13 protein-coding genes are annotated in these 13,485 nt (G+C 56.5%); 11 read left to right on the top strand and 2 right to left on the bottom strand.

Going from position 1 to position 13,485, the window contains the following annotated elements:
- Positions 1 to 2 precede the first annotated feature (2 nt).
- A complete protein-coding gene (gene dnaN / locus FBY01_RS06350; RefSeq protein ID WP_008155702.1) occupies positions 3 to 1,106 on the bottom strand; it encodes a DNA polymerase III subunit beta in 1,104 nt (367 codons plus the stop codon).
- Positions 1,107 to 1,145: 39 nt separating this feature from the next.
- Complete coding sequence (gene dnaA, locus FBY01_RS06345) at positions 1,146 to 2,666, bottom strand: chromosomal replication initiator protein DnaA (RefSeq protein ID WP_145306432.1); 1,521 nt, start codon at positions 2,664 to 2,666, stop codon at positions 1,146 to 1,148.
- A 566-nt stretch (positions 2,667 to 3,232) separates the two neighbouring features.
- Between dnaA and rpmH the strand changes: the two genes are divergently transcribed.
- From rpmH to atpB, 11 genes are all read left to right on the top strand, one after another.
- Positions 3,233 to 3,367 carry a 50S ribosomal protein L34 gene (gene rpmH, locus FBY01_RS06340; protein WP_003213577.1) on the top strand — a complete coding sequence of 45 codons (135 nt, stop codon included), beginning with the start codon at positions 3,233 to 3,235 and terminating at the stop codon, positions 3,365 to 3,367.
- A gap of 16 nt (positions 3,368 to 3,383) precedes the next feature.
- The gene (gene rnpA, locus FBY01_RS06335; RefSeq protein ID WP_010465490.1) at positions 3,384 to 3,785 is read left to right on the top strand and encodes a ribonuclease P protein component; all 402 of its coding nucleotides are present in this window, start codon (positions 3,384 to 3,386) and stop codon (positions 3,783 to 3,785) included.
- On the top strand, positions 3,778 to 4,023 hold the full coding sequence (yidD, locus tag FBY01_RS06330; protein WP_010465488.1) for a membrane protein insertion efficiency factor YidD: 246 nt from the start codon (positions 3,778 to 3,780) through the stop codon (positions 4,021 to 4,023). Before rnpA ends, yidD begins: the two co-directional genes overlap by 8 nt.
- Positions 4,024 to 4,025: 2 nt before the next feature.
- The gene (gene yidC / locus FBY01_RS06325; protein WP_042932461.1) at positions 4,026 to 5,711 is read left to right on the top strand and encodes a membrane protein insertase YidC; all 1,686 of its coding nucleotides are present in this window, start codon (positions 4,026 to 4,028) and stop codon (positions 5,709 to 5,711) included.
- Between the two features lie 79 nt (positions 5,712 to 5,790).
- The gene (gene mnmE / locus FBY01_RS06320) at positions 5,791 to 7,161 is read left to right on the top strand and encodes a tRNA uridine-5-carboxymethylaminomethyl(34) synthesis GTPase MnmE (RefSeq protein WP_145306434.1); all 1,371 of its coding nucleotides are present in this window, start codon (positions 5,791 to 5,793) and stop codon (positions 7,159 to 7,161) included.
- A 550-nt stretch (positions 7,162 to 7,711) separates the two neighbouring features.
- Positions 7,712 to 9,610 (top strand): tRNA uridine-5-carboxymethylaminomethyl(34) synthesis enzyme MnmG, encoded by a 1,899-nt coding sequence (mnmG, locus tag FBY01_RS06310; RefSeq protein ID WP_077748851.1) that lies wholly within the window; start codon positions 7,712 to 7,714, stop codon positions 9,608 to 9,610.
- Entirely contained in the window at positions 9,607 to 10,251 is a 645-nt protein-coding gene (gene rsmG, locus FBY01_RS06305; RefSeq protein WP_102594524.1) for a 16S rRNA (guanine(527)-N(7))-methyltransferase RsmG, read from the top strand. Before mnmG ends, rsmG begins: the two co-directional genes overlap by 4 nt.
- Positions 10,252 to 10,269: 18 nt before the next feature.
- Entirely contained in the window at positions 10,270 to 11,067 is a 798-nt protein-coding gene (locus tag FBY01_RS06300; protein WP_010465477.1) for a ParA family protein, read from the top strand.
- A gap of 9 nt (positions 11,068 to 11,076) precedes the next feature.
- Complete coding sequence (locus FBY01_RS06295; protein WP_077748853.1) at positions 11,077 to 11,949, top strand: ParB/RepB/Spo0J family partition protein; 873 nt, start codon at positions 11,077 to 11,079, stop codon at positions 11,947 to 11,949.
- Positions 11,950 to 12,097: 148 nt separating this feature from the next.
- The gene (locus FBY01_RS06290) at positions 12,098 to 12,505 is read left to right on the top strand and encodes a F0F1 ATP synthase subunit I (RefSeq protein WP_010465473.1); all 408 of its coding nucleotides are present in this window, start codon (positions 12,098 to 12,100) and stop codon (positions 12,503 to 12,505) included.
- 16 nt (positions 12,506 to 12,521) lie between these two features.
- On the top strand, positions 12,522 to 13,391 hold the full coding sequence (atpB, locus tag FBY01_RS06285; protein ID WP_010465471.1) for a F0F1 ATP synthase subunit A: 870 nt from the start codon (positions 12,522 to 12,524) through the stop codon (positions 13,389 to 13,391).
- The last annotated feature ends 94 nt before the right edge of the window (positions 13,392 to 13,485 follow it).

Genomic DNA, 13,485 nt, shown 5'->3' with positions numbered 1-13,485 from the left:
GATTACAGACGCATCGGCATGACAACGTAGGCCGAGTCATCGTTGTCGGACTCTTGCACCAGCGCACTGCTGTTCGAGTCGGACAGGATCAGGCGAACCTGCTCGGTGGTCATCACGCCCAGCACGTCGAGCAGGTAGCTCACGTTGAAGCCGATTTCCAGATTGCCGCCGTTGTACTCGACACCGACTTCTTCTTCAGCTTCTTCCTGCTCCGGGTTGTTCGCCTGAATTTTCAGCTGGCCGTTGGCCAATTGCAGTCGGATACCGCGGTACTTCTCGTTGGACAGGATCGCAGTGCGGCTGAATGCTTCACGCAGGGCTTGGCGATCACCGAGTACCAGCTTGTCGCCGCCTTTTGGCAGAACGCGCTCGTAATCAGGGAATTTACCGTCGACCAGTTTCGAAGTGAAGGTGAACTCGCCGGTGGTCGCGCGGATGTGGTGTTGACCCAGCACGATGCTGACGATGCCGTCCGGCTCGGTCAGCAAGCGCGCGAGTTCGAGGATACCTTTGCGCGGCACGATGACCTGATGGCGATCCGGCTGACCGATATCGGCCTTCATCGAGCACATCGCCAGACGGTGACCGTCGGTGGCCACGGCGCGGATGATGCCTTCGGACACTTCCAGCAGCATGCCGTTCAGGTAATAACGCACGTCCTGCTGGGCCATGGCGAAGCTGGTGCGTTCGATCAAACGACGCAGCTTGCTCTGCTCCAGGCTGCAAGTCAGCGAGCCAGGGCCTTCTTCGACCGTAGGGAAATCGTTGGCCGGCAGGGTCGACAGGGTGAAGCGGCTACGACCGGCCTTCACGACGAGCTTCTGCTCATCGACCTTAATGTCGATCAGCGCATCGTTCGGCAAGCTCTTGCAGATGTCCATCAGCTTGCGCGCAGGCACAGTGATGGAACCCGGGTCCGCAGGCTCTTCGAGTTGCACACGACCGACCAGCTCGACTTCCAGGTCGGTACCGGTCAGCGACAGTTGCTGGCCTTCGACAACCAGCAGCACGTTGGAGAGCACCGGCAAGGTCTGTCGGCGCTCGACGACGCCTGCGACCAGTTGCAGGGGTTTCAACAGGGCTTCGCGTTGAATGGTGAAATGCATGGTCTAGTCCCTTGCCTTAATAAGCTGCGCTGGTGTTCATCAAGTAGTCAGTGTACGCAGCAGGTTCTTGTAGTCCTCGCGGATGTCCGCGTCGGATTCCTTAAGTTCGTTGATCTTGCGGCAGGCGTGCAAAACGGTCGTATGGTCGCGGCCACCAAACACATCGCCGATTTCGGGCAGGCTGTGGTTAGTCAACTCTTTGGACAACGCCATTGCAACCTGACGCGGACGTGCGACCGAGCGAGAACGACGCTTGGACAGCAGATCGGAAATCTTGATCTTGTAGTACTCGGCGACCGTGCGCTGAATGTTATCCACAGAGACCAGTTTGTCTTGCAGCGCCAACAGGTCTTTCAGGGATTCGCGAATCAACTCGATGGTGATGTCGCGGCCCATGAAGTGCGAGTGTGCAATCACGCGTTTAAGCGCGCCTTCCAGCTCACGGACGTTGGAGCGGATACGCTGGGCAATAAAGAACGCCGCATCGTGTGGCAGATCGACTTTGGCCTGGTCAGCCTTTTTCATCAGGATCGCGACGCGGGTTTCCAGCTCCGGCGGCTCGACGGCAACCGTCAGGCCCCAGCCGAAGCGGGATTTAAGGCGCTCTTCAAGGCCTTCGATTTCTTTCGGATAGCGGTCACTGGTAAGAATGACCTGCTGACCACCTTCAAGCAGGGCGTTGAAGGTGTGGAAAAACTCTTCCTGGGACCGCTCTTTGCGAGCGAAGAACTGAATGTCATCGATCAGCAGCGCATCCACCGAACGGTAGAAGCGTTTGAACTCGTTGATCGCGTTCAGCTGCAGGGCCTTGACCATGTCGGCGACGAATCGCTCCGAGTGCAGGTACACGACCTTGGCATTCGGGTTCTTCTTTAATAGATGGTTACCCACAGCATGCATCAAGTGAGTCTTACCCAAGCCGACGCCGCCATAAAGGAAGAGCGGGTTGTAACCGTGCTTGGGGTTATCCGCGACCTGCCAGGCCGCAGCCCGGGCCAGCTGGTTGGACTTACCCTCGACGAAGTTTTCGAAGGTGAACGTGCGGTTCAGGTAACTGGTGTGCTTGAGCGCGCCTTCGACTTGCACCGTGCGCTGCTCGGACCGAATAGGAGCCTGTTGCGAGCTGGCGCCGGCCATCGGGTCGAAGCTGTCGCGAGACGGCTCTTCACTGACCTCCGCCACTTTTTGCGTCGCACGCTTGGTCGGTGCGGTCGCCGGGGCTGGCGCTGGAGCACTGACAGGCGCTTGAGCGGCCTGAGCCTGGGAAGCAGCGGCGGCCAACGGTGCATTTGGTGCCGCACGCGGTGTCGAACTGCGTTTGCTGCCTATTAATAAGGAGAGCGCGGGCGCGATGCCATTGCCATGCTCATCCAGCAGTTCAAGGACGCGGCCCAGGTACTTTTCGTTGACCCAGTCGAGAACAAAACGATTCGGTGCGTAGACACGCAACTCGTCGCCTTCGGCTTCGACCTGTAGTGGACGGATCCAAGTGTTGAATTGTTGGGCAGGCAGCTCATCGCGCAAAAGCTCCACGCACTGCTGCCAAAGTTCCACTGACACGGATATCCCCTAAGTTGAAAGCCGGTGAGGCAAAAACAAGCGGCCATTGTAGCGGCCAGACGCCCACTTATCCACATGCAGGTTGCGCACAGGCCATGAATTATCAACGCGTTAACCGCCAAAAAGGCGACCAATGGTATGTGCATAAGCTCTGTGGATAACCGCCCATGAGGGCACTGGACAAGTGGGGGTGAAACTCGGTGGATAACCCGCCTGTGGATAACTGGCCATTCCACCCACAGCTTATCCGACAGTGCAGCACAGGCTGCCCCCTGTTTTCCACCGTAGTTGTCATTCTCTGTACAGCACGGGATAGAAGGTCTGAAGGTAGTTATCCACAGATGATCGCCTCCTTAGCTTTTATAAGCTTTACAAAAAAGCTTTAAATAACTTCCTTCTTTATTTCTATATCTAGCGAAGGCGTGCGGACGAGAAAAGGCCAGGAGATCTATTTATAAGGAAACGCTGGTTGGAAATTGACCTAGAGGCTTGCTTTCTCTAGAATCCCCGGTCTCTTAAAACGGGGGCCATTCCGGCCCGTTGTGGACGAACCAGGTAACACGACAATGAAACGTACTTTCCAACCAAGCACTATCAAACGCGCTCGTACCCACGGTTTCCGTGCTCGCATGGCTACCAAGAACGGTCGTGCCGTCCTGTCGCGTCGTCGCGCCAAAGGTCGTGCGCGTCTGGCAGTTTGATAATCCGGCACTGGAGGTGAGTCAGGACTTCAGTCGGGAAAAGCGTCTGCTTACTCCCCGGCATTTCAAGGCAGTCTTTGACTCCCCTACCGGCAAGGTTCCGGGGAAAAATCTCCTGCTCCTTGCGCGCAACAACGATCTTGATCACCCCCGTCTCGGGTTGGTTATCGGGAAAAAGAGCGTAAAGCTCTCCGTCGAGCGCAATCGCCTCAAACGTCTGATGCGCGAATCGTTTCGCCTGAACCAGGATTCACTGGTCGGTTGGGACATCGTTATCGTCGCGCGCAAAGGTTTGGGTGACGTAGAAAACCCCGAATTGATTCAGCATTTCGGCAAGCTCTGGAAGCGTCTGGCACGTAGCAAGCCGGTACCAGCAGTCAAAACCGAAACTGTAGGGGTAGACAGTCCCGATGCGTAAACTGGCACTCGTTCCGATCCAGTTTTATCGCTATGCCATTAGTCCTCTGATGGCCAGTCACTGTCGTTTCTACCCCAGTTGTTCCTGCTACGCGTATGAAGCCATAGAAAATCATGGCCTTCTGCGCGGTGGCTGGCTGACCTTTCGTCGTTTAGGTCGCTGTCATCCGTGGAATCCCGGTGGTTATGACCCGGTTCCACCTATCCCTACCTCCCGTTCTTCTTCGATGGCCGAGTAATCATGGATATCAAACGCACGATCCTGATCGTCGCCCTGGCAATCGTGTCCTACGTTATGGTTCTTAAATGGAACCAGGACTATGGCCAGGCTGCCCTGCCGACTCAGAATGTTGCTTCCAGTACTACCGCACCGGGCCTACCGGACACGGCGACTGGCAATAATGCTTCTGTCAGTGACGACATTCCACGCGCACCAAGTGATACCAGTGCAACTGCACCTACTGAAACACCAGTGGCTGTAAGCAAAGACCTCATCCAGATCAAAACGGATGTGCTCAACCTGGCTATCGATCCACAAGGTGGTGATGTTGCCCAACTGACGTTGCCGCTGTATCCACGTCGCCAGGACCATCCGGAAATTCCATTCCAGTTGTTCGATAACGGCAACGAGCGGACTTATCTGGCCCAGAGCGGTCTGATCGGCACCGACGGTCCGGACGCAAGTCCAGCCGGTCGCCCGGTTTACTCCTCCGAGAAGAAGATCTACCAACTGGCTGACGGTCAGGACCAAATGGTCGTGGACCTCAAGTTCAGCAAGGACGGCGTCAACTACATCAAGCGTTTCACCGTAAAACGTGGCTTGTATGACGTAACCGTTTCCTACCTGATCGACAACGAAAGCGCCAAGCCTTGGTCGGGTGCGATGTTCGCCCAGCTGAAGCGTGACGCCAGCTCCGATCCTTCTTCCAGCACTGCCACCGGCACCGCGACTTACCTGGGCGCCGCCCTGTGGACAAGTAACGAGCCGTACAAGAAAGTGTCGATGAAGGACATGGACAAGGCTCAGCTGAAAGAAACCGTTAACGGTGGTTGGGTTGCCTGGTTGCAACACTACTTCGTGACCGCGTGGATTCCGGCGAAGGGCGAAAACAACCTCGTCCAGACCCGTAAAGACAGCAAAGGCAACTACATCATCGGCTACACCGCTCCGGCAGTGACCGTTGCACCAGGTGCAAAAGCCGAAGTCAGCGCTGTTCTGTACGCCGGTCCAAAAAGCCAGGCTGTGCTGAAAGAGTTGTCCCCAGGTCTGGAATTGACCGTCGATTACGGCATTCTGTGGTTCATTGCCCAGCCTATCTTCTGGCTGCTGCAACACATCCACGCGCTGATCGGTAACTGGGGCTGGTCGATCATCTTCCTGACCATGCTGATCAAGGGGATTTTCTTCCCGCTGTCGGCTGCCAGCTACAAATCCATGGCGCGCATGCGTGCAGTGGCACCGAAACTGGCTGCGCTGAAAGAGCAACATGGCGATGATCGGCAGAAAATGTCGCAAGCCATGATGGAGCTGTACAAGAAAGAGAAGATCAATCCGCTGGGTGGTTGCTTGCCAATCCTCGTGCAGATGCCGGTTTTCCTTTCGCTGTACTGGGTTCTGCTGGAAAGCGTTGAAATGCGCCAAGCGCCGTTCATGCTGTGGATTACTGACCTGTCGATCAAGGATCCGTTCTTCATTCTGCCGATCATCATGGGTGCAACCATGTTTATCCAGCAGCAGTTGAACCCGACTCCTCCGGATCCGATGCAGGCGAAGGTCATGAAGCTGATGCCAATCATCTTCACCTTCTTCTTCCTGTGGTTCCCGGCTGGTCTGGTGCTGTACTGGGTTGTGAACAACTGCCTGTCCATCGCCCAACAGTGGTACATCACTCGTAAAGTCGAAGCAGCTACCAAAGCAGCTGCCTGATTTACACTGTGGATAACCACTCAAAACGCCCCCTAGTGGGGCGTTTTGCTATCTGTCACTTTTGTCTGGGTACTGGTTTATGAGCGTTCCTCGGGAAACCATCGCAGCTGTCGCCACCGCTCAAGGTCGCGGTGGTGTGGGCATCGTCCGTATTTCCGGGCCGTTGGCGAGCATTGCTGCCAGGGCGATCAGCGGTCGGGAATTGAAACCTCGATTTGCCCACTACGGCCCGTTTCTCAACGAAAACGAAGAGGTGCTGGACGAAGGCATCGCGCTGTATTTCCCCGGACCGAACTCCTTCACCGGCGAAGATGTGCTTGAACTGCAGGGGCACGGCGGGCCGATTGTTCTCGATATGCTGCTCAAACGTTGTCTGGAACTGGGCTGTCGTCTGGCTCGGCCAGGAGAATTCAGTGAACGCGCCTTCCTCAACGACAAGCTCGACCTGGCCCAGGCGGAAGCCATCGCCGACCTGATCGAGGCCAGTTCTGCACAGGCTGCGCGAAATGCACTGCGTTCGTTGCAAGGCGCATTCTCCCTGCGTGTGCATAACCTCACCGAGCAGTTAATCGGCCTGCGCATCTACGTCGAGGCTGCGATCGATTTCCCGGAGGAAGAAATCGACTTCCTGGCCGACGGCCACGTACTGGCCAAGCTCGACAAAGTGCGCGATGAATTATCCACAGTGCTTCGTGAAGCCGGGCAAGGTGCTTTGCTTCGCGACGGGATGACCGTGGTCATTGCCGGCCGGCCCAATGCCGGCAAGTCCAGCCTGCTGAATGCCTTGGCCGGTCGAGAAGCCGCGATCGTGACCGAGATTGCCGGCACCACCCGGGATATTCTTCGCGAACATATCCACATCGATGGCATGCCGTTGCACGTGGTCGACACCGCCGGTCTGCGGGATACCGATGACCAGGTGGAAAAAATCGGCGTCGAGCGGGCGTTGAAAGCCATCGGCGAAGCAGATCGGGTGTTGCTGGTGGTCGATGCGACCGCTCCTGAGGCACTTGATCCGTTTGCGTTATGGCCGGAGTTCCTTGAAATCCGCCCGGATCCGACCAAAGTTACGCTGATCCGTAATAAGGCTGACCTGACGGGAGAAGCGATTGCCCTGGAAGTCAGTGACGATGGCCACGTCACCATCAGCCTTAGTGCCAAATCTGGCGGTATGGGGCTGGAATTGCTACGCGAACATCTCAAGGCCTGCATGGGTTACGAGCAGACTTCGGAAAGCAGCTTCAGTGCACGCAGGCGTCACCTTGATGCGTTGCGACACGCCAGCGCATCCCTTGAGCATGGCCGTGCGCAGTTGACTCTGGCGGGTGCTGGTGAGCTGCTGGCGGAAGATTTGCGCCAGGCTCAGCACTCTTTGGGTGAGATCACCGGCGCATTCAGCTCGGATGATCTGCTGGGACGTATTTTTTCCAGCTTCTGCATCGGTAAATAGTCCTTCCAATATTCACAGACAGGCCGTTCGCGCCTGTCTGTTCCCTCCCTTGCCTTAAATTTCCTCCAGTGCCGAGCAGATTCTTTCTGCTTGAGCGGATTTTCCGTGTCCGGAATTTGCTCGATCAGCATTTATCTGTGGATTAAGCCCTGTGAGTAAGTGCCACTAAGGGCAGTTGATAACAGGGCGTGAAAACTGAAGATAACCGCCCCTGTGGATAACCACCCCTTTCATCCACAGGCTTAAACCGGTTATCCAAGGGCCTCCTTGGCACATGACCACAGGGTTTTGAATCGCTGTACATATTGAATATAAAGGATTGTAGCGATCTATCCACAGAAATGTGGCTCAGTAGAAATAAACATAAAAACAAAGATTTAATAAATTTCTCTCTTTTTAATTTCTATAACCCCGACTTCTCCACAGCTGGTTAAATTTTGTGCAAAGGGTTCTTTAGGAAGGGCGAAGTCCCTATACTTGTCGACCAGGTCTAGAAACCTGAGCTCAAACTATTCCTGATTACCTAACTGAAGCAGGCACGAGGTGCGTGGTGGATTTCCCTTCCCGTTTTGAAGTGATCGTCATCGGCGGCGGTCATGCCGGTACCGAGGCAGCACTGGCCTCAGCACGTATGGGTGCAAAAACCCTGTTGTTGACGCATAACGTGGAAACCCTCGGTGCCATGAGTTGCAACCCCGCTATCGGTGGGATCGGTAAAAGCCATCTGGTGAAAGAAATCGATGCCCTCGGCGGCGCGATGGCCATGGCTACCGACAAAGGTGGTATTCAATTTCGCGTGTTGAACAGCCGCAAAGGCCCGGCCGTACGAGCGACTCGCGCTCAGGCAGACCGGGTTCTGTACAAGGCCGCTGTCCGCGAAGCTTTGGAAAACCAGCCGAACCTGTGGATATTTCAACAAGCTGCTGATGACCTGATCGTCGAGCAGGAACAAGTGCGCGGTGTTGTCACCCAGATGGGTCTGCGTTTCTTCGCCGATTCCGTGGTGTTGACCACTGGCACCTTCCTCGGTGGACTTATCCACATCGGCTTGCAGAATTACTCCGGTGGCCGTGCCGGCGATCCGCCATCGATCGCCCTGGCTCATCGTCTGCGTGAATTGCCGCTGCGAGTCGGTCGCCTGAAAACCGGTACGCCACCGCGGATCGACGGTCGTTCTGTGGATTTCTCGGTGATGACCGAGCAAGCAGGCGATACACCGATCCCGGTGATGTCGTTCATGGGTTCCAAAGAGCAACATCCGAAACAGGTGAGCTGCTGGATTACCCACACCAACGCTCGCACCCACGAAATCATTGCCGCCAACCTCGATCGTTCTCCGATGTATTCCGATGCAGGGCTTATCGAAGGCATTGGCCCGCGGTATTGCCCGTCGATCGAAGACAAGATCCACCGCTTTGCCGACAAGGAAAGCCACCAGGTCTTCATCGAGCCGGAAGGTTTGACTACGCACGAGCTGTACCCGAACGGGATATCCACATCCTTGCCGTTCGACGTGCAACTGCAGATCGTGCAATCGATCCGCGGCATGGAAAACGCGCACATTGTTCGTCCTGGCTATGCCATCGAGTACGACTACTTCGACCCGCGTGACCTGAAGTACAGCCTCGAAACCAAAGTCATCGGCGGTCTGTTTTTCGCCGGGCAAATCAACGGCACCACTGGTTACGAAGAAGCCGGCGCCCAGGGTTTGCTGGCTGGCGCCAACGCGGCTCTGCGTGCGCAGGGCAAAGATGCCTGGTGCCCGCGTCGCGACGAGGCGTACATCGGGGTGTTGGTCGACGACCTGATTACTCTCGGTACTCAAGAGCCGTACCGGATGTTCACGTCCCGTGCCGAGTACCGCCTGATCCTGCGCGAAGACAACGCCGACCTGCGTCTGACCGAAAAAGGTCGCGAGCTGGGTCTGGTGGATGACGCGCGTTGGGCGGCCTTCTGCAAGAAACGCGAAAGCATCGACCTTGAAGAACAGCGCCTGAAAAGTACCTGGGTCCGCCCGGGCACTGAGCAGGGCGATGCGATTTCCGAGAAGTTCGGTACGCCGCTGACTCACGAATACAATTTGCTCAACCTGCTGAGCCGTCCGGAAATCGACTACGCTGGTCTGATCGCCGTGACCGGTGGTGGCGCGGAAGATCCACAAGTCGCCGAGCAGGTCGAAATCAAGACCAAGTACGCCGGCTACATCGATCGCCAGCAGGATGAAATCGCTCGTCTGCGGGCCAGCGAAGATACAAAACTGCCTGTGGATATCGATTACACAAACATTTCCGGTCTCTCCAAAGAGATCCAGAGCAAGCTCGGCGCGACCCGTCCAGAGACTTTGGGCCAGGCGTCACGTATCCCGGGTGTCACGCCGGCAGCGATTTCGCTGTTGATGATTCATTTGAAAAAACGCGGCGCGGGCCGTCAGTTGGAGCAAAGCGCTTGAGTTCGTTGGTCACCTCGCAACATGCCGAAGAGTTATCCACAGGCGCTCGCCAGCTCGGTGTCACGCTGACAGAAGCCCAGCATGCGCAGCTGCTGGGCTACCTGGCCCTGTTGATCAAATGGAACAAGGCTTACAACCTGACTGCCGTGCGCGATCCGGACGAAATGGTCTCCCGTCATCTGCTCGATAGTTTGAGCGTGATGTCGTTTGTCGAGAATGGTCGCTGGCTGGACGTTGGCAGCGGCGGCGGCATGCCGGGTATTCCGTTGGCCATCCTGTTTCCAGAGTCGCAAGTGACCTGTTTGGACAGCAACGGCAAGAAAACCCGCTTCCTGACCCAGGTCAAACTCGAACTCAAACTGGATAACCTGCAAGTTATCCACAGTCGTGTCGAAGCTTTCCAGCCTGCCCAGCCATTCAACGGGATCATCTCCCGGGCGTTCAGCAGCATGGAAAACTTCAGCAACTGGACTCGCCACTTGGGCGATGCCGATACACGCTGGCTGGCAATGAAGGGCGTTCATCCGGCTGATGAGCTGGTAGCATTGCCGGCAGACTTCCACCTCGATAGCGAACACGCCCTGGCCGTACCTGGTTGCCAAGGCCAACGCCATCTGCTGATACTGCGCCGCACGGCATGATTGGGAACACAAGCAAGAATGGCTAAGGTATTCGCGATAGCGAACCAGAAAGGTGGTGTGGGTAAAACCACCACCTGCATCAACCTCGCAGCATCCCTGGTCGCTACCAAGCGCCGGGTGCTGTTGATCGATCTCGATCCACAGGGCAACGCCACCATGGGTAGCGGTGTGGATAAACACGGGCTGGAAAACTCGGTCTACGACCTGCTGATCGGCGAGTGCGACCTGGCTGAGGCCATGCACTACTCCGAGCACGGCGGATACCAGCTGTTGCCGGCCAACCGTGACCTGACTGCAGCCGAAGTGGTTCTGCTGGAAATGCAGATGAAGGAAAGTCGCCTGCGCAGTGCGTTGGCGCCGATCCGTGAAAACTACGATTACATTTTGATCGACTGCCCGCCGTCGTTGTCGATGCTGACGCTGAACGCGTTGGTTGCAGCTGACGGGGTAATTATCCCCATGCAGTGCGAGTACTTCGCGCTCGAAGGTTTGAGCGACCTTGTGGATAACATCAAGCGCATCGCTGAATTGCTCAACCCGAATCTGAAAGTCGAAGGCCTGTTGCGGACCATGTATGACCCGCGCCTGAGCCTGATGAACGATGTATCGGCGCAGCTCAAGGAGCACTTCGGCGAGCAGCTGTACGACACCGTCATCCCGCGCAACATCCGTCTGGCCGAAGCACCTAGCTATGGCATGCCGGCGCTGGCCTACGACAAAGCATCGCGTGGCGCTATCGCCTATCTGGCATTGGCCGGCGAGCTTGTTCGTCGTCAACGCAAAAACTCACGCACCGCCGCCGCTCAGGCAACTTAAGGAATCCCCATGGCCGTCAAGAAACGAGGTCTCGGACGTGGACTGGATGCACTGCTGAGTGGTCCGACTGTCAGCTCGCTGGAAGAACAAGCGGTCCAGGCCGATCAGCGTGAGCTGCAGCACCTGCCCCTGGACCTGATCCAGCGCGGCAAGTACCAGCCGCGACGGGACATGGATCCTCAGGCGCTGGAAGAACTGGCGCAGTCGATCAAGGCCCAGGGAGTGATGCAGCCGATTGTGGTGCGTCCGATTGGCAGCGGTCGCTTTGAAATCATCGCCGGTGAACGCCGCTGGCGCGCCAGCCAGCAGGCTGGCCAGGAAACCATCCCGGCGATGGTTCGCGATGTGCCGGATGAAACCGCGATCGCCATGGCGCTGATCGAGAACATCCAGCGCGAAGACCTCAATCCCATCGAAGAAGCCGTGGCCTTGCAGCGTTTGCAGCAGGAATTCCAGCTGACTCAGCAGCAAGTCGCCGAAGCTGTGGGCAAATCCCGCGTGACCGTGGCCAACCTGCTACGCTTGATCGCGTTGCCGGAAGTTATCAAAACCATGCTGTCGCACGGCGACCTGGAAATGGGTCATGCGCGTGCTTTGCTCGGTTTACCGGAGAATCAACAGGTTGAAGGGGCGCGACATGTTGTCGCACGAGGGCTGACGGTGCGCCAAACCGAGGCACTGGTTCGCCAGTGGTTGAGTGGCAAACAGGAGCCTGCTGAACCGGTTAAACAGGACCCTGATATCGCCCGACTCGAGCAGCGCCTGGCTGAACGCCTAGGCTCTGCGGTGCAGATCCGCCACGGAAAGAAGGGGAAAGGGCAGTTGGTTATTGGTTACAACTCCCTCGATGAGCTTCAAGGTGTGCTCGCGCACATTCGTTGAAACATTTCCTCATGTAGCGTGCAGTCGGAAATCACTACCTGACGGTTGAATAGGGGCAGAACCGCCCCTATACTCTGCGCGCATTTTGTCGGCACAAATTATGCCAAGTTATTGAATTCTGGCAGCCGACCATTGGGGAGTAATTGTGATGGAAAGCCGCACGCCAAACCGCTTGCCGTTCCATCGCCTGGCAGTTTTTCCGGTGTTAATGGCTCAGTTTGTCGTTTTGCTGATCGCCGCTTTGGCGCTCTGGCAATGGCACGGAGTCGTTGCCGGGTACTCAGGACTCTGCGGAGGCCTGATAGCTTTGCTGCCCAATGTTTATTTCGCTCACAGGGCATTTCGGTTTTCCGGCGCCCGAGCAGCCCAAGCCATCGTCCGGTCTTTTTATGCCGGTGAGGCGGGCAAACTGATTTTGACGGCAGTGCTTTTTGCATTGACGTTCGCAGGTGTGAAGCCATTGGCGCCGCTAGCTGTATTCGGCGTCTTCGTGTTGACCCAACTGGTCAGCTGGTTCGCGCCCCTGCTGATGAGAACAAGACTTTCGAGACCTTAGGGCGTTTGAGGCAACCATGGCAGAAACAACCGCTTCGGGCTATATCCAGCACCACTTGCAGAACCTGACCTTCGGTCAGCACCCAACTGGCGGGTGGGGTTTTGCCCACACCGCAGCAGAAGCCAAAGAAATGGGCTTCTGGGCTTTCCACGTCGATACTCTCGGCTGGTCGGTCGCGTTGGGTCTGATCTTCGTTCTTCTTTTCCGCATGGCGGCGAAGAAGGCGACTTCCGGTCAGCCTGGTGCTTTGCAGAACTTCGTTGAAGTATTGGTCGAATTCGTCGATGGCAGCGTGAAAGACAGCTTCCATGGCCGTAGCCCGGTGATTGCACCGTTGGCACTGACCATCTTCGTCTGGGTCTTCCTGATGAACGCCGTCGACCTGATTCCGGTCGACTGGATTCCTCAGTTGGCCATCCTGATCACTGGTGATGCGCACATTCCATTCCGTGCCGTATCCACCACTGACCCGAACGCTACCCTGGGCATGGCCCTGTCGGTGTTCGCGTTGATCATTTTCTACAGCATCAAGGTCAAGGGCATCGGCGGCTTTATCGGCGAACTGACCCTGCACCCGTTCGGCAGCAAGAACATCTTCGTTCAAGCCCTGCTGATTCCGGTGAACTTCCTGCTGGAGTTCGTGACACTGATCGCCAAGCCAATCTCGTTGGCACTGCGTCTGTTCGGCAACATGTACGCCGGCGAACTGGTCTTCATTCTGATTGCTGTGATGTTCGGCAGCGGTCTGCTCTGGCTTAGCGGCCTGGGCGTAGTTCTGCAGTGGGCGTGGGCTGTGTTCCACATCCTGATCATCACCCTGCAGGCGTTTATCTTCATGATGCTGACCATCGTCTACCTGTCGATGGCACACGAAGAGAACCATTAAGACCAGTCTCGACTAGTCTGATGTCCCATCCGGTCAAACGGGTGGGGGCCCGAACAGGGCTATGAAACGATTTGTTTTACCGCTTTAAAATCTA

This window comes from Pseudomonas sp. SJZ077 (genome assembly GCF_007993905.1).
Taxonomy (GTDB): domain Bacteria; phylum Pseudomonadota; class Gammaproteobacteria; order Pseudomonadales; family Pseudomonadaceae; genus Aquipseudomonas; species Aquipseudomonas mandelii.
Note: the sequence above shows the minus strand (reverse complement) of the source record. Positions and strands in the feature narration are given on the sequence as shown.

What these genes read in the sequence shown, in the direction of transcription:
- dnaN (WP_008155702.1), bottom strand. Translation starts at nt 1,106, where the DNA reads ATGCATTTCACCATTCAACGCGAAGCCCTGTTGAAACCCCTGCAACTG.
- rpmH (WP_003213577.1), top strand. Translation starts at nt 3,233, where the DNA reads ATGAAACGTACTTTCCAACCAAGCACTATCAAACGCGCTCGTACCCAC.
- yidD (WP_010465488.1), top strand. Translation starts at nt 3,778, where the DNA reads ATGCGTAAACTGGCACTCGTTCCGATCCAGTTTTATCGCTATGCCATT.
- yidC (WP_042932461.1), top strand. Translation starts at nt 4,026, where the DNA reads ATGGATATCAAACGCACGATCCTGATCGTCGCCCTGGCAATCGTGTCC.
- mnmE (WP_145306434.1), top strand. Translation starts at nt 5,791, where the DNA reads ATGAGCGTTCCTCGGGAAACCATCGCAGCTGTCGCCACCGCTCAAGGT.
- FBY01_RS06300 (WP_010465477.1), top strand. Translation starts at nt 10,270, where the DNA reads ATGGCTAAGGTATTCGCGATAGCGAACCAGAAAGGTGGTGTGGGTAAA.
- FBY01_RS06295 (WP_077748853.1), top strand. Translation starts at nt 11,077, where the DNA reads ATGGCCGTCAAGAAACGAGGTCTCGGACGTGGACTGGATGCACTGCTG.
- FBY01_RS06290 (WP_010465473.1), top strand. Translation starts at nt 12,098, where the DNA reads ATGGAAAGCCGCACGCCAAACCGCTTGCCGTTCCATCGCCTGGCAGTT.
- atpB (WP_010465471.1), top strand. Translation starts at nt 12,522, where the DNA reads ATGGCAGAAACAACCGCTTCGGGCTATATCCAGCACCACTTGCAGAAC.